At 41.1% G+C, this 15,921-nt stretch carries 14 protein-coding genes and 10 tRNA genes; 7 read left to right on the top strand and 17 right to left on the bottom strand.

Annotated elements, in window-relative coordinates; genetic code table 11:
- Positions 1–34 precede the first annotated feature (34 nt).
- On the bottom strand, positions 35–1,480 hold the full coding sequence (gene miaB, locus CWC14_RS01200) for a tRNA (N6-isopentenyl adenosine(37)-C2)-methylthiotransferase MiaB (protein ID WP_008467975.1): 1,446 nt from the start codon (positions 1,478–1,480) through the stop codon (positions 35–37).
- A 256-nt stretch (positions 1,481–1,736) separates the two neighbouring features.
- Here miaB and CWC14_RS01195 point away from each other — a divergent pair, with 256 nt between their 5' ends.
- Positions 1,737–2,918 carry an FAD-dependent monooxygenase gene (locus CWC14_RS01195; protein ID WP_138560799.1) on the top strand — a complete coding sequence of 394 codons (1,182 nt, stop codon included), beginning with the start codon at positions 1,737–1,739 and terminating at the stop codon, positions 2,916–2,918.
- A 145-nt stretch (positions 2,919–3,063) separates the two neighbouring features.
- Here CWC14_RS01195 and CWC14_RS01190 read toward each other — a convergent pair.
- The 16 genes from CWC14_RS01190 to lolB form a co-directional block, all read right to left on the bottom strand.
- Positions 3,064–3,138: transfer RNA gene (locus tag CWC14_RS01190), tRNA-Gln, on the bottom strand.
- Between the two features lie 39 nt (positions 3,139–3,177).
- A tRNA-Leu gene (locus CWC14_RS01185) sits at positions 3,178–3,262 on the bottom strand.
- Positions 3,263–3,302: 40 nt separating this feature from the next.
- Positions 3,303–3,377 (bottom strand) — tRNA-Gln (locus CWC14_RS01180).
- Positions 3,378–3,417: 40 nt separating this feature from the next.
- Positions 3,418–3,502, bottom strand: a tRNA-Leu gene (locus CWC14_RS01175).
- Between the two features lie 66 nt (positions 3,503–3,568).
- Positions 3,569–3,643: transfer RNA gene (locus CWC14_RS01170), tRNA-Gln, on the bottom strand.
- A gap of 41 nt (positions 3,644–3,684) precedes the next feature.
- A tRNA-Leu gene (locus CWC14_RS01165) sits at positions 3,685–3,769 on the bottom strand.
- 175 nt (positions 3,770–3,944) lie between these two features.
- Positions 3,945–4,021: transfer RNA gene (locus CWC14_RS01160), tRNA-Met, on the bottom strand.
- Positions 4,022–4,026: 5 nt separating this feature from the next.
- Positions 4,027–4,101, bottom strand: a tRNA-Gln gene (locus CWC14_RS01155).
- 38 nt (positions 4,102–4,139) lie between these two features.
- Positions 4,140–4,224, bottom strand: a tRNA-Leu gene (locus tag CWC14_RS01150).
- Between the two features lie 69 nt (positions 4,225–4,293).
- Positions 4,294–4,370, bottom strand: a tRNA-Met gene (locus tag CWC14_RS01145).
- A gap of 321 nt (positions 4,371–4,691) precedes the next feature.
- Entirely contained in the window at positions 4,692–5,783 is a 1,092-nt protein-coding gene (gene ychF, locus CWC14_RS01140; protein WP_008467970.1) for a redox-regulated ATPase YchF, read from the bottom strand.
- 53 nt (positions 5,784–5,836) lie between these two features.
- Positions 5,837–6,421: an aminoacyl-tRNA hydrolase gene (pth, locus tag CWC14_RS01135; protein ID WP_008467968.1), complete on the bottom strand. Its 585-nt coding sequence runs from the start codon at positions 6,419–6,421 to the stop codon at positions 5,837–5,839.
- A gap of 18 nt (positions 6,422–6,439) precedes the next feature.
- Positions 6,440–7,054 (bottom strand): 50S ribosomal protein L25/general stress protein Ctc, encoded by a 615-nt coding sequence (locus CWC14_RS01130; RefSeq protein ID WP_013465331.1) that lies wholly within the window; start codon positions 7,052–7,054, stop codon positions 6,440–6,442.
- 149 nt (positions 7,055–7,203) lie between these two features.
- On the bottom strand, positions 7,204–8,151 hold the full coding sequence (locus CWC14_RS01125) for a ribose-phosphate pyrophosphokinase (protein WP_008115168.1): 948 nt from the start codon (positions 8,149–8,151) through the stop codon (positions 7,204–7,206).
- 86 nt (positions 8,152–8,237) lie between these two features.
- Entirely contained in the window at positions 8,238–9,095 is an 858-nt protein-coding gene (gene ispE, locus CWC14_RS01120; RefSeq protein WP_138560797.1) for a 4-(cytidine 5'-diphospho)-2-C-methyl-D-erythritol kinase, read from the bottom strand.
- A 2-nt stretch (positions 9,096–9,097) separates the two neighbouring features.
- Positions 9,098–9,685, bottom strand: coding sequence for a lipoprotein insertase outer membrane protein LolB (gene lolB, locus CWC14_RS01115; RefSeq protein WP_028834962.1), 588 nt, complete (start codon positions 9,683–9,685; stop codon positions 9,098–9,100).
- Between the two features lie 83 nt (positions 9,686–9,768).
- On the opposite strand from lolB, the gene hemA reads away from it, so the two are divergent.
- The 6 genes from hemA to CWC14_RS01085 all read left to right on the top strand — a co-directional run bounded on the left by hemA (position 9,769) and on the right by CWC14_RS01085 (position 15,919).
- The gene (gene hemA / locus CWC14_RS01110; RefSeq protein ID WP_171036812.1) at positions 9,769–11,025 is read left to right on the top strand and encodes a glutamyl-tRNA reductase; all 1,257 of its coding nucleotides are present in this window, start codon (positions 9,769–9,771) and stop codon (positions 11,023–11,025) included.
- Positions 11,026–11,032: 7 nt separating this feature from the next.
- Complete coding sequence (gene prfA, locus CWC14_RS01105) at positions 11,033–12,118, top strand: peptide chain release factor 1 (RefSeq protein ID WP_010388346.1); 1,086 nt, start codon at positions 11,033–11,035, stop codon at positions 12,116–12,118.
- Positions 12,119–12,120: 2 nt separating this feature from the next.
- Entirely contained in the window at positions 12,121–12,960 is an 840-nt protein-coding gene (gene prmC, locus CWC14_RS01100; protein WP_138560793.1) for a peptide chain release factor N(5)-glutamine methyltransferase, read from the top strand.
- A gap of 55 nt (positions 12,961–13,015) precedes the next feature.
- Positions 13,016–14,569 carry a DUF3369 domain-containing protein gene (locus CWC14_RS01095; RefSeq protein WP_138560821.1) on the top strand — a complete coding sequence of 518 codons (1,554 nt, stop codon included), beginning with the start codon at positions 13,016–13,018 and terminating at the stop codon, positions 14,567–14,569.
- 18 nt (positions 14,570–14,587) lie between these two features.
- Positions 14,588–14,962 carry a SirB2 family protein gene (locus CWC14_RS01090; RefSeq protein ID WP_138560791.1) on the top strand — a complete coding sequence of 125 codons (375 nt, stop codon included), beginning with the start codon at positions 14,588–14,590 and terminating at the stop codon, positions 14,960–14,962.
- A gap of 129 nt (positions 14,963–15,091) precedes the next feature.
- Complete coding sequence (locus tag CWC14_RS01085; RefSeq protein WP_010388352.1) at positions 15,092–15,919, top strand: tetratricopeptide repeat protein; 828 nt, start codon at positions 15,092–15,094, stop codon at positions 15,917–15,919.
- Positions 15,920–15,921 lie beyond the last annotated feature (2 nt).

Here is a 15,921-nt window from a genome sequence, read left to right as displayed (position 1 = left end):
CGCCAGCGTTAACTGGCGCAATGAATTTTTGCAACTAAGGTACGAAAGTAGCAACGCCAATTTCGTTAGCTGTCTCGGTTTTTTGCTCACTCGCTGCTTTGGTTAAAATAGCAGAAGGGGCAATTTCGCGGCGTAAGTTCATTTCTGATTCTGTACGAATTAAATCGCCACGTAAAGAGTTTGGTAGTGCCTCGGTAATACGTACATCAACAAACTGACCGATCACTGTGTGTGGGCCAACAAAGTTAACTACACGGTTGTTTTCAGTTCGGCCACGTAATTCCATTGGGTTCTTCTTAGAAGGACCTTCAACTAAAATACGTTGTTCGGTATCAAACATTTGGCGGCTAATTTGCTGTGCCATTTGTGTAATACGGTTTTGTAATAAGTACAGGCGCTCTTTTTTCTCTTGCTCGGTTACGTCATCTGGCAAATCGGCCGCTGGCGTACCTGGGCGTGCACTGTAAATAAAGCTAAAGCTCATATCAAAACCAATATCGTTGATAAGGTTCATGGTCGCTTCAAAATCGGCCTTGCTTTCACCTGGGAAACCTATGATGAAATCTGACGACATACTTAAGTTAGGGCGAATTTTACGTAGCTTACGAATAGTTGATTTGTACTCAAGTGCAGTATGGCCGCGTTTCATTAAGTTTAAAACACGATCTGAGCCACTTTGTACTGGAAGGTGTAAGTGATCAACCAGCTCAGGCACATCGGCATACGCATCAATTATGTCAGGCGTAAACTCAACGGGGTGTGAAGTGGTGTAACGAATACGGTCAATCCCGTCAATTGCGGCTACTAAACGAATTAGATCTGAGAAATAGCAAATTTCACCATCGTGTGTATCACCACGGTACGCATTTACGTTTTGACCTAGTAAGTTAACTTCACGTACGCCTTGCTCGGCTAACTGTGCAACCTCTAATAACACGTCATCAACAGGGCGACTTACTTCTTCACCACGGGTGTAAGGTACAACACAAAAAGTACAGTATTTAGAACACCCTTCCATAATTGATACAAACGCAGAAGGACCTTCTGCTTTTGGCTCAGGAAGACGGTCAAATTTTTCAATCTCTGGGAATGAAATATCAACCACTGATGACCCTTTGTTACCTTGCACTTGTTTGATCATTTCAGGTAAGCGATGCAATGTTTGTGGGCCAAAAATAACATCGACAAACGGCGCGCGTTGACGAATTGAATCGCCTTCTTGCGATGCTACACAGCCGCCAACACCAATAATTAGGTCTGGTTTGTCATCTTTTAATAACTTCCAACGACCTAATTGGTGGAATACTTTTTCTTGCGCTTTTTCACGAATTGAACAGGTGTTAAGTAATATAACATCAGCATCAGCAGCTTCTTCAGTTAGCTGATAGCCGTTGGTCGCATCTAGAAGATCAGCCATTTTCTGAGAGTCGTATTCGTTCATCTGACAACCCCAGGTTTTAATATGCAGCTTTTTGCTCATTGAAATATAGCCTCGTGTTCAATTCGATAGTGGCACAAACATGTGCTAGAAACAGGTATAAGTGGCGCAATTATTAAATTTTGCTCGACTTAAAGGACGCGTATTTTAGCTGGATACACGCTCAAAACCAAGTATAGATTTCATGTTTGTGATCTGAAATCAATATAGTATGGGTTTAATAAGAGAATTAAGCGAAGCGCTCACACAGAGCAAACTAATTACGATACAATCAAAGTAGAGTTAAGTCAGAAGTAAAATGATGAAAAACATGGCTAAAAATAATGTAATTGTAGTAGGCGGCGGCATGGTTGGTGCCGCTATGGCTATTAAATTAGCGCAACAAGGTAAAGCCGTACGTGTTATTGAAAAACACCCAATAGATGCATCACTAGTGCTTAGCAGTGATGAGGTTGATATACGAGTATCAGCTATTAACCGCTTTTCGGAAAAACTGCTTGATCAGCTTGGTGCTATGCCATTGCTGCGCGAAAATAGACTCGCTCCCTATGAGCAATTAGAAGCTTTTGAGCGTGGTAACGATCATTTATTATTTGATTGCCATGCCATCAATACCACGCATTTAGGTCATTTAATCGAGAATAAGTTAATTCAAGCAAGCTTATGGCAGCAATTTGAGCAGCATAATATTGAAATGATTAATCCTTCATCGGCTTTAACTGCAATAGAGCAAAACCCTGATAGCATTACCTTGCACTATAACGAACAAAGCTATACTGCTGATTTAGTCATTGCAGCCGATGGTGGGCAATCACAATTACGTAGCAAAGCCAATATTGGTATAACTGGGTGGCAATATCAGCAGCATTGTATGGGCGTGCTAATAAAGCTCGATGCACCACAACAAGTTAAAACATGGCAGCAGTTTACACCTACAGGGCCTGTTGCGTTTTTACCTATGCAAGCACCTTATGCAAATTTAATTTGGTATGACGATGCAAATACCCTCAAAGCATTTAAAGCCCTACAACCTAGCGCATTAAAAGCTCATATTATTGAAAAGTTTCCCAAGCTCGCTGGTGATTTTGAAGTACAAAGCCATGCTATATTTCCTCTAGCAAGGCAGCATGCTAATAATTATTCACAAGGGCGACTCGTTTTAGTGGGTGATGCGGCGCACACCATTAATCCTCTGGCAGGACAGGGCGTTAATTTAGGCTTTCAAGATGTGGCTGCCTTAGCTGAAGTGTTGCGTACAGCTGATGATGTAGGTTGCCCGCTAATGCTTAAAGAGTACGAACGTAGTCGTCGTAACGCTAATTTATTAATGATGAGTATGATGGATGCTTGCTACTTTGGTTTCTCAAACCAAATAGCCCCATTAAAATGGGCGCGCAGCACATTTTTAAAGTTAGCTAATAATACAGGGCCGGTAAAAAACTGGGTATTAAAATACGCAATAAGTGGTGAGCTTAGTTAGTTGATGAAAAGGCTCAAACTTGGGTCTTTTTTTATGCCAAGAAAAAGTGGTGTAGGTTATAAAGGTAGAAAAAGAATAAAAGATATAAATTATATAATTGGAGTTTAGGATAAATCGTGAAGTGTAATCAAAGATGTGTGCAAATTGGCTGGGATACCAGGATTTGAACCTGGGAATGCCAGGATCAAAACCTGGTGCCTTACCGCTTGGCGATATCCCAACTCTAAATTTGGATGAGTTTTAGTTCTAATTAAGAACATGGTGCGGAAGGAGAGACTTGAACTCTCACATCCTAAGATACTGGAACCTAAATCCAGCGCGTCTACCAATTCCGCCACTCCCGCAGTTCTTATTCTTATACAACATTCTTTGGTAGAAGAATGTTGGCTGGGATACCAGGATTTGAACCTGGGAATGCCAGGATCAAAACCTGGTGCCTTACCGCTTGGCGATATCCCAACTAAGAAATTGCTGATAATTTTAATTCTTATCAAGAATGTGGTGCGGAAGGAGAGACTTGAACTCTCACATCCTAAGATACTGGAACCTAAATCCAGCGCGTCTACCAATTCCGCCACTCCCGCATACAAATTTATGTTTATACTCCTAACAGAGTATTTCTTAATTCAACATTCTTTGGTAGAAGAAGTTGGCTGGGATACCAGGATTTGAACCTGGGAATGCCAGGATCAAAACCTGGTGCCTTACCGCTTGGCGATATCCCAACTAAGAAATTGCTGATAATTTTAATTCTTATCAAAGAATATGGTGCGGAAGGAGAGACTTGAACTCTCACATCCTAAGATACTGGAACCTAAATCCAGCGCGTCTACCAATTCCGCCACTCCCGCATCGAGTATACAGGTAATACTGTTTTGGAACCTAAATCCAGCGTCTAATTCAAGACAACCGCCAATTCCGCAACTCCTGTATTATCACTTTGAATTAATCAAAGAAATGGTAGTTATTTTAAACTCTTCATTGAGTTGCAATTTAACTCTTGCAGAGCCACTTCTAAAAAAGAAATGGTGGCTAAGACGGGATTTGAACCTGTGACCCCATCATTATGAGTGATGTGCTCTAACCAGCTGAGCTACTTAGCCATTGTTGGCTGGGATACCAGGATTTGAACCTGGGAATGCCAGGATCAAAACCTGGTGCCTTACCGCTTGGCGATATCCCAACAATAACAATTGATAGTTTTAATTCTTATCAAGAATATGGTGCGGAAGGAGAGACTTGAACTCTCACATCCTAAGATACTGGAACCTAAATCCAGCGCGTCTACCAATTCCGCCACTCCCGCATTATCACTTTGAATTAATCAAAGAAATGGTAGTTATTTTAAACTCTTCATTGAGCAACAAAAAATAAATGGTGGCTAAGACGGGATTTGAACCTGTGACCCCATCATTATGAGTGATGTGCTCTAACCAGCTGAGCTACTTAGCCATCTTTTTTGTTAACACTTCATCGCTGAGTGCGGGGCGTATTATGCTGATATGCCCCAAATTCGTCAACACCTTTTTTGCAAAAAAACACTTAAGTTGGTTTGTTTGCAGGAAAAATAGGCTAACCGGCTACTTTTTAATTAAAACGTTGCTTTTTTAACACTCTTTATCAGCGGGGCATTGTAATTATAGCTTTGTTTTACAATTCTGAGCTTATGGTAAAAGTAGACTAATTATTGTTTTTATTCGGCTGAAAATAAAAAAGGCCCGTAAAAACGAGCCTTTCAAAACAATTAGCCACTCAAGGTGGCGCAGTGATTAATTATACGTTGAACAAGAAGTTCATTACATCGCCATCTTTAACAATGTATTCTTTACCTTCTTGACGCATTTTACCTGCTTCTTTTGCACCGCTTTCACCTTTAAATGCAATAAAGTCATCAAAAGCAATTGTTTGTGCGCGGATAAAGCCACGTTCAAAGTCGGTATGAATTTTACCCGCTGCTTGTGGTGCAGTTGCACCCACTGGAATAGTCCATGCACGTACTTCTTTTACACCCGCAGTAAAGTAAGTTTGCAAGTGTAGTAGCTCATAGCCACCACGAATAACAAGGTTAAGTCCTGGCTCTTCAAGACCAAGGTCAGCCATAAACTCTAATTTGTCTTCTTCGTCAAGCTCTGATAGCTCAGATTCGATAGCTGCACACACAGGTACAACAACCGCATCTTCAGCAGCCGCTATTTCACGTACACGATCTAGCAATGGGTTATTTTCAAATCCGTCTTCAGCCACGTTAGCAATATACATAGTTGGCTTGATAGTTAAGAAGTTAATAGGCGCAATGGCTGCTTTTTCTTCTTTTGTTAGCGCTAAAGAACGTAAAGTTAAGCCTTCATCAAGATGCACTTTTACTTTTTCAAGTACCGCATTTTGCTCTTTAGCGTCTTTATCGCCACCTTTTGCTTTTTTTGCATTACGGAACATTGCTTTATCAGCACTGTCCATATCAGCAAGTACTAGCTCGGTGTTGATCACGTCAATATCGTCAGCAGGGTCGATAGTACCAGCAACGTGAATAACGTTTTCATCTTCAAAACAACGAACTACATGGCCAATCGCATCTGTTTCACGGATATTTGCTAAAAACTGATTGCCTAGGCCTTCACCTTTCGATGCACCTTTAACTAAACCTGCAATATCCACAAATTCCATACTGGTTGTAAGAATACGTTGTGGGTTAACAATTTTAGCAAGTTCGTCTAGGCGAGGATCTGGCACCGGTACCACACCTGTATTAGGTTCAATGGTACAAAAAGGAAAGTTAGCGGCTTCAATACCCGCTTTAGTCAATGCATTGAAAAGTGTTGATTTACCAACATTAGGCAAGCCAACGATGCCACATTTAAAACCCATAGTAAGATACCTTGTTTAGATTCGTTTAATACGTGCGACCGTATACCCAAAAATTAGGGTTTAAACGAATGTAGTCTGTTTTGTGCTTTTAACACACCGTCTTTAGCAAGTATTTCCATACAACGAACTGCTTCATCAACTGCGGCATCCATTTTTTCTTGATCGTCTTTGGCTGCTTTACCAAGCACCCAACCGGTGACCATTTCGCGATGTCCTGGATGACCTACACCTATGCGTAAGCGCATAAAGTCTTTTTGATTTGCCATTTTTGCAATAATGTCTTTTAAGCCATTATGACCGCCATGTCCGCCGCCTTTTTTTAATTTAGCAACGCCCGGGTCTAAATCCAATTCATCATGGGCAACAAGTATGTCTTCCACGGGAATTTTAAAAAAATTGGCTAAACTACTCACCGCTTTGCCACTTAAGTTCATGTAAGTGGTGGGGATCAGTAATTTGAATTCTTTGCCTTGAATAATCACTTTGCCAGTAAGGCCGTGATATTTAGGGTCGTGTTTTAGCGTGCAGTTGTAGCGTGCAGCGAGTTCTTGAATGAACCAAGCACCTGCGTTGTGGCGTGTATTTGCGTATTCGGGGCCCGGATTAGCCAGGCCCACAAGCATTTGAATAGAATTCAAGGTGCGAGACCTTAAATATTATTCTGCAGCGTCTGAAGCGTCGTCTTCAGTTGGAGCTGCTTTGTTAGCTTTGATAGTAACGATAGACTGATCGTGGCCTTCGCCTTTACCAAGCTCAACAGATTGAACACCTTTAGGGAACGCAAGATCTGTAAGGTGGATTGAATCACCAGCAACAAGATCAGATACGTCTACTTCGATGAATTCTGGAAGTGACTTAGGAAGACAAGAAATCTCAACTTCAGTTAACTGGTGAACAACAGTTGCACCTAACTTAGTTACTTTCTCTTCACCGATGAAGTGTAAAGGAACCTTAGTTACTAGTTTATGAGTTGCGTCTACACGTTGGAAATCAAGGTGAGTAAGCTTAGGCTTGAAAGGGTGACGTTGGATATCTTTTAAGATTGCTTCAACTTTCTCGCCACCTACATTTAATGTAAGGATGTGAGTGTAAAAGCCTTCGTCTTCTTGTGCTTTGATCATATCTTTATGAGCAAAAGTAAGCGATACCGCTTCTTTATCAGCTCCATAAAGGATTGCCGGCACTTTGTCTTCGCGACGTAGGCGGCGGCTCGCACCAGTACCAGTTTCTACGCGAAGTTCAGCGTCATAAGTATAAGTTGTGTTAGACATGATGTCTCCAATAATTAAAAGTGTTAGGGCCTTTGCGACCAAGGTCCCTAGCCAAAAGGCGCGCTATCATACCACTGCGGGTTTATAAAATAAACATCGCTTACAAAAAAAGCGCCAAAAGGCGCTTTTATACTCATTAATGTTTAACTTTAGTGTTCAAACATTGCCGAGATAGATTCTTCGTTGCTAATGCGACGAATAGTCTCTGCTAACATATCTGCAAGCGTTAATACTTTAACAATATCAAGCGCTTTTAGTTCGTCAGACAGTGGAATTGAGTCAGTTACAATCACTTCGTCAATCACAGAGTTACGTAAGTTTTCTGCAGCTGTACCAGAAAGAATAGGGTGAGTAGCGTAAGCAAATACACGTTTAGCACCATGCTCTTTAAGAGCTTCAGCTGCTTTACACAATGTACCACCGGTATCAATCATGTCATCAACAATAATACAATCGCGGCCTTCAACGTCACCAATAATGTGCATTACTTGAGAAACGTTAGCTTGAGGGCGACGTTTATCAATAATAGCTAGGTCGGTATCGTTTAATAGTTTTGCAATTGCACGGGCACGCACCACGCCACCAATATCAGGTGATACAACAACCACGTCATCAAAGTCGCGGTTTTTCATATCTTCTAATAGTACAGGGCTACCAAATACGTTATCCACTGGTACATCAAAGAAGCCTTGGATTTGCTCAGCGTGTAAATCAACCGTAAGAACGCGGTCAACACCTACACTTGATAAGAAATCCGCAACCACTTTAGCTGTAATTGGTACACGGGCAGAGCGTACGCGACGATCTTGACGAGCATAACCAAAATAAGGGATAACAGCAGTGATACGACCGGCAGATGCACGGCGTAACGCATCAACCATAACGATAAGTTCCATCAGGTTATCGTTAGTAGGGGCACAGGTTGATTGCAAGATAAAAACATCCGAGCCACGAACATTTTCATTAATTTGAACACTGATCTCACCGTCACTAAAACGGCCAACAACAGCATCGCCTAATTCAATATATAAACGTTTTGCAACTTTTTGAGCTAGGTCAGGTGTTGCGTTACCAGCGAAGAGCTTCATGTCAGGCACGGTAGGGTTCCTCAGGCACTGAATTTTTGGACTAACTTACATTGAGTGAACAAAGTAGGTTAACTTATGATTACTTGTACGTTACTTCATTTATCAATGATGGCGGCTAACTCCGTATGAGCAGGAGAGGTACTAACGCTGGATGCGATAAAACCCTGCCAAGTATGGGGGAGGTTAGCAAGTACATCTTGTGCTTGAACTTGGCTAGCAAATTCAACAAAACAACATGAACCTGTTCCGGTCATCTTTGATGGAGCGTATTTTAGCAACCACTGCAGGGTTTTTTCAACCTCGGGGCACAGCTTTTTCACTAAAGGCTCACAATCGTTGGTTAAAATTTGCTGTTGCCAGTCGCCAGAAAGTTTTGGTGTATCACGTTTTAAATCAGGGTGAGTAAATATTTGTGCTGTGCTGACATGTTGATTTGGGAAGACAACACAATACCACTTCGGCGGCAGTTCTAGGTACTCTAATTGCTCTCCAATGCCATGTGCTATGGCACTTTTACCTTTAATGAATACAGGTACATCAGCACCGAGTTTCAGGCCTAAATCAGCCAGTTCATCTAAAGATAGGGCTGTATTCCAAAGCGTATTAAGGGCTAAAAGTGTTGATGCAGCATCGGATGAACCGCCTCCAACACCTCCACCCATGGGTAAGCGTTTAGTTAAATTTATTTTTGCACCCATATCCACTTTACAGTGGGTTTGTAATAATAACGCCGCTTTGTAAATCAAATTGTCGGTTAGTGCAATGCCATTGGTGTCGCCGCTAATACTTATAAGAGTATCCGTGCTTAGTTCAAAATGAAGCTCGTCACCATAATTTAAAAACGTAAATAAAGTTTCTAATTCATGGTAACCATCATCACGGCGGCCATTAATGTGTAAAAATAAATTAAGCTTGGCTGGGGCAATCAGCGAAAATTCAGTGTGAGTATGCATAGTTAGTTAAACTGCCAGTCATAGAGTTTGATTTTAATTTTAATCTTTTCATGGGTTAAGGTTAAAGCATTCGGTAACCAAAAACCGTATTTTTGGACGTAACTTGTGTAACTTATTTGCCACTTTTTACCATTATCATCAAACCATAACACGCTTTTAGCACGCCCTAACTGATCAATTTCTAAGGTGTGATCGTCAATGGTAGCTTTTAACCATGGGCCTGCGTTATTAACCGGTAAAGTAAACCCTGTTAAACGTTGTAAAAGCGCACTGGCGTTACTATCAAAATACGGTTGGTCATCAAAGATTAATTCGGCGCCGACTGCGGTTTGTTTAAGCGATAAAATCCGTGTGCCAATAAACGTGGTTAACACTAAATAATTACTATTTTGTGTTTGTTGCCAATTTAAGTTGGCAGATTGGCGCTCATCTGGGCTAATAAACGCAAGTTTACCGTCTACTTGCCAAGTTTTTTGCTCGCCAAGGCGTAACTTCCAGTCTTCGTAAAGCTCTGTTTTGTAATTATTTTTACTTGCGCAGCCGGTTAAAAATACAAATAGCAGTGTTAAAATCAAATATTGTCGAGTCAAATGTTGTTCCTTACTTTCCATATTCCTGAGATTTTTGATAAAATTGCCGCCTATGTAGTAGGGCTCAGCAATATTTGGCAGATATGACCATAATAGCACTTGGTATTAATCACAAAACCGCATCCGTAGAATTACGAGAAAAAGTGGCCTTTTCGCCTGAGCAAATTTCAGAGGCGCTACAACAATTAAGTGGCCATGCCGACTTTAATGAAGCGGTTATTGTCTCTACCTGTAATCGCACTGAGGTGTATTGTAGCCTTGCACAGCAAAATTCCCAAACATTGTTGCAATGGTTGGCCAGTTTCCATGGTTTAGATGAACATGAACTGAGTAAAAATATCTACTGTCATGAAGACAGCGCTGCAATAAATCATTTGATGCGTGTAGCCTGTGGGCTTGACTCGCTGGTGTTAGGCGAACCACAAATTTTAGGGCAAATAAAACAAGCCTATAATAGTGCCAAAACCCATGATGCGGTGGGCGTTACGTTTGATCGTTTGTTTCAAAAAACGTTTTCGGTGGCAAAAGAAGTTCGTACCGAAACCAACATTGGTGCCAGTGCAGTATCGGTTGCCTTTGCGGCAGTTAATTTAGCAAAGCATATTTATGGAAAGCTGGATAAAACCAAGGTGTTACTCATTGGTGCCGGTGAAACCATAGAGCTGGTAGCAAAACATTTATACCAAAATGAGCCACAAAAAATAACGGTAGCTAATAGAACAATAGAACGCGCTCGCGGCTTAGCGGATGAAGTGTCAGCAGATGTTATTGCCTTGGCACAATTACCAGAACGATTACACCAAGCCGATATTGTTATTAGCTCCACCGCCAGTACTTTGCCTATTATTGGTAAAGGGGTGGTGGAACAAGCACTGAAACAACGTCGTTATAAGCCTATGCTATTTATAGATATTGCTGTACCACGCGATATTGAAAGCCAAGTCGGAGAGCTTGACGACGCTTATTTATATTCTGTTGATGACTTACAAGCCATTGTTAGCGAAAACATGGCTGCACGTGAGCAAGCGGCAGAACAAGCACAAATTATTATTAGTGAGCGCACCAAAGAGTTTTTTATGTGGCTGCGTTCACTTGATTCAGTGGATTTAATTCGCCACTACCGTAATGATGTACAAACTACAAAAGCAGAACTTGTAGATAGGGCCCTAAGCCAGCTAAATACAGGTAAAAATGCAGAAAAAGTAATTTTAGAGCTAGCCAATAAATTAACCAATCGCTTAATGCACGCGCCTACCCGTGCCATCCAAGATGCAGCGAAAAAAGGTGAAGTGGCTCAGTTAAATCAATTGAAAAAAATGTTAGGTATAGATCAGGAATAACAGTTAAATGAAAGAGTCCGTTTATCGTAAATTAGAAACCTTAGTTGAGCGCTATGAAGAAGTGCAAGCGCTACTAAGTGACCCATCGGTCATTAGTGATCAAAACCGCTTTCGTACTCTTTCAAAAGAATACTCTGAGCTTGAAGAAGTGGTGAAAACGTTTTTAGCATACCAGCAAGCACAAGAAGACTTGAGCAGCGCTGAAGAAATGCTAAAAGATTCAGATCCTGAAATGCGCGAAATGGCACAAGAAGAATATAAAGAAGCAAAAGCACAAATTTCGACTTTAGAAGACGACATTCAAGTGCTCATGTTGCCTAAGGATCCGAGAGACAATAACAACGTTTTTTTAGAGGTTCGTGCAGGAACAGGGGGCGACGAGGCCGCTATTTTTGCTGGCGACTTATTCAGAATGTACAGCCGTTACGCAGAAACAAAAAAATGGAAAGTAGAGGTTGTGACGACCAACGAAGGTGAGCATGGCGGCTACAAAGAAGTAATTGCTAACATCAGCGGTGAAGGTGTTTACGGGCAATTAAAATTTGAATCAGGCGTTCACCGTGTACAACGTGTCCCTGAAACTGAGTCTCAAGGCCGTGTACATACCTCAGCATGTACTGTAGCTGTTATGGCTGAAGTACCAGAAGCAGAAGCCATCGAAATCAATACTGCCGATATTAAAGTTGATACTTTTAGAGCGTCGGGCGCGGGTGGTCAGCACGTAAATAAAACCGACTCTGCCATTCGTATTACCCATTTACCTACGGGTGTAGTAGTTGAGTGTCAAGATGAGCGCTCTCAGCATAAAAACCGTGCTAAAGCGATGTCGGTATTGGCTGCGCGCCTTCAGCAAGCTGAAGATGAAAAGCGTCATGCTGCTGAAGCATCAGAACGTCGTAACTTAGTTGGTAGCGGCGATCGTTCTGAGCGTATTCGTACATACAACTATCCACAAGGTCGTATTACAGATCACCGTATTAACTTAACGCTTTATCGTCTTAATGAAGTGGTAGCCGGTGATTTAGGCGCCGTTGTTGAGCCACTAATGCAAGAGCATCAAGCCGATTTACTTGCAGCAATGGGCGACGATTAATCGTGACCCCTTCTGTTGAAAACGCTATTGCTACAGGTGCTAATTTATTAGCATCGAGTAGTGATAGCGCAAAGTTAGATGCACAAGTTTTACTGCTCAATATTTTACAAAAGCCACGAAGTTATTTATTTACTTGGCCTGAAAAACAGCTCACAGATGAGCAGTATCAGGCATTTCAACGTGCCTGTGAACGTCGCTTACAAGGCGAACCTGTTTCGCATATTACCGGCTGTCGTGAATTTTGGAGTTTGCAGTTTGAAGTGAACCCAACAACACTTATCCCTCGACCTGATACGGAAACCTTAGTTGAACTTGCGCTTGAGTGCGAAGTGCCTAAAAACGCGAAAGTACTTGATTTAGGCACGGGCACGGGAGCTATAGCACTGGCACTTGGGAGCGAAATGCCCTCATGGGATATTATTGCTGTTGATCGTATTGATGATGCGGTAGCGTTGGCAAAGCGCAACCAAGAGCGATTAGCTATTAATAATGTGACTGTTGAGCAGAGTAACTGGTTTAGTGCGTTAAAAAACAAAAAATTTGATCTAATTGTAACCAACCCTCCCTATATAGAACATGACGATGTTCACTTACATCAAGGCGATGTGCGCTTTGAACCTTTGTCTGCATTGGTTGCAGATGATGCTGGATTAGCTGATATTAAACAAATAATTACACAATCACGTGACTATTTACATTCTAATGGCTATCTTTTAATTGAACACGGATTTGAGCAAAGTGCAGCTGTTCGCCATATATTCAACCAAATGGCGTTTATAAATGTAAGCACAGTGAAAGATCTTGGTAATAACGACCGCGTAACTTTCGGACAATGGCCTTAAATTATTTTTAATAGCTCCGTTGTTTGTTTGCATATGGTTTAAGGAACTCTTTGTGATGGAAGATTTTTTATTTTCAAATGAACAACCACCTGAAGTAGTAAGTGAAGAGCAAGGAACATGGAAAGTTCTAATTGTTGATGACGAACCCGAGGTTCATGCTGTTACACGTTTAGCGTTGAGTGATTTTAAGTTTCAGGATAGACGCTTGGAGTTTATAAGTGCTTATTCCGGCGCAGAAGCGAAAAAGTTGATTGATGATCATCCTGATGCGGCCATCATCCTACTCGATGTTGTTATGGAAACTGACGACGCTGGTTTGCAAGTCGCGAAATACATACGCAATACCGTTAAAAATAATTACATTCGTATCATTTTACGCACTGGGCAACCAGGTCAAGCCCCTGAGCGTCAAGTCATTGTCAATTACGACATAAATGACTACAAATCTAAAACAGAACTTACCGCACAAAAATTATTCACCGTTATGATGGCAAGTCTTCGCTCGTATCGCGATATTATTTCTATTGAGCAGTCACGTGAAGGCCTAGAAAAAATAATCACTGCTTCTCGCAATATTTTTGCAACCCATTCAATGGATAACTTTATTGAAGGCGTGATGCAGCAGCTTACTTCTTTACTAAACGTTGCTGATGAAGCCATGTATGCCACCACCTTAGTTGCACAAAATCCGTCAGAGGAGATGAATAAAAAACTGATTGTTTGCTCTGGTACCGGCGATTTTGCTAAGCGCGAGGGAGAAGAGCTAGAAACCGTACTAGCAGAAGACCAACTGTTAGCGTGCCAAGAGGCCCTTGCTAACAAAGCAATTGTGTACAGAGATGATTATTTGTTTGCTTATTGCAGCAGTAAATTTAACCATAATTCAATGTTGTTTGTATCAGGTGTGCCGTCAAAGTTGACGGATACACAACGAAACCTAATTGAAATTTTTTCTCAAAATGTGCAGTTGGCATTTGAAAATGTGCAGTTACATACTGAAGTTGAAGCCACACAACAAGAGCTTGTTTATCGTTTAAGTGAAGCCGTTGAACAGCGCTCGTGCGAAACGGGTAATCATGTAAAACGGGTTGCTTATATTTGCTATGAATTAGCATTAGCCTACGGGTTATCTGAAGAGCAAGCGAATTTAATTCGCTTTGCATCGCCTTTACATGATGTGGGTAAAATAGGTATTCCGGATGCAATTTTAAATAAGCCTGGCAAGTTAAACAGTGATGAGTGGGACGTTATGAAAACCCATGCAGGTAAAGGCTACGCCATTTTAAAAGATTCACCGCGTAAAATAGTCAGCGCAGGGGCCTTAATTGCACAGCAACATCACGAAAAATGGGATGGGTCTGGTTACCCTTGCGGCTTAAAAGGCGAGCGTATCGATATTTTTGCTCGCATAGTGGCATTGGCCGATGTGTATGATGCACTGCGCCATAAACGTTGTTATAAAGGTGCGTGGACACTTGAAGAAGCGGTTGCGGAGATCAACGCAAATAAAGGAACGCATTTTGACCCTAAACTTGTTGATGTATTTAATGATAAACTTGAAGACCTCGAAGCGGTACTTTTACGCTTTCCTGACAAAACACATAACTAAACAGAAGTAACAATACATATGGATTATTTAGCATTAAAACACTCACACATGGCCATTGCGCTAGTGAGTATTATTTTATTTTACGTACGTTCTTTTTCTCGTATGGGCAGTGGCAGCCTTGCCAAAAATAAATTGGTTTTTATTGGTAGCCACAGTATAGACACTTTATTGATTGTCTCAGCCATCGGTTTAATGGCAATGGCTAAAATAAACCCATTAGAGCAGCTTTGGCTATTAGAAAAAATTGTACTGGTGGTTATTTATATCGCCGTTGGGATTATTAGTGCGAAGCAAACCACAACATTACCTAAAGTTATGTTTTTAGTGTTTAACACTGCGGTTATCTTAGCTATTGGCTTTTTAGCAACCGCTAAAGCCCCGCTATTGTTGTAATTAACAATACTTGCTTAAGCTTTACACTACAGGTGTAAAGCTTGCCTCTTTATTTCATTTCTGATTATTGGTATCTAACCTTAAAATTAGGTAAACTACGTGTTCGTTTTCTAGAATGTTGTAGTATGAATGACCACCCTCGGGTTTGATGAACACGATGAATCTTATATAGAAGATGCCTACGATGACTTTTTGCCACCGGCAATATATCGTTGTATTAAAGCAGAAGCTAAATGGGACCCTCAAATAGACTTAACACCAAGTCTTGAAATATTGACTGCTTTTGAGCAACAAATAGAGACTATTTGTTCGCAAACACGCGATGCACATGATCGTTTAGAACAACTACTTGATTGCTTTTACAGTCAGTGGTTATTTAGTGCGTCAAGCCTTAAAGTACCTGAGTACAAGCTAAACAGTATTAGCTACACCTTATCTATGCGCAGTGGTACACCCACGACCTTAGCTATTTTATTATGCCATTTTTTACAGCATGCAAAACTAGATGCTAGTGTAAGCATAACTCAAGGCGAAGTGGGCATTCACGTCGCAATGAGCGATGATGAAGGGTACATTGTTGAGCCAAGTAGTGGTCAACAAAGCTGGTATATCATTCCTGAAAATACCAACGAAGATAATGCACAAGAGCAAGAGCCTCTTGAGCTTATTTTTGAAGACGAAGTATATAAATTATTTTTAGCGCAACAAAAATGGTCTTTTATTAGTGAGAACAAATTTGGTCATGCGTTAACTTGCGTTGATTTGTTAATGGAAATGCTAGGGGATGATCCCTATGAGCGACGCGACAGAGGCTATTTACTAAATCAGCTAGGTTGCCCTAAAATGGCACGAGATGATTTACAATTTTTTGTTGATGAATGTCCCGACGACCCTGCTATTGAAGTCATCCAACATCAAATCGAAGAACTTGAAGATAATCATAAAACCCACCATTAAAA

The organism is Pseudoalteromonas sp. S3260, assembly GCF_005886925.1.
In the GTDB taxonomy this organism is placed as follows: Bacteria; Pseudomonadota; Gammaproteobacteria; order Enterobacterales; family Alteromonadaceae; genus Pseudoalteromonas; species Pseudoalteromonas tetraodonis.
Note: the sequence above shows the minus strand (reverse complement) of the source record. Positions and strands in the feature narration are given on the sequence as shown.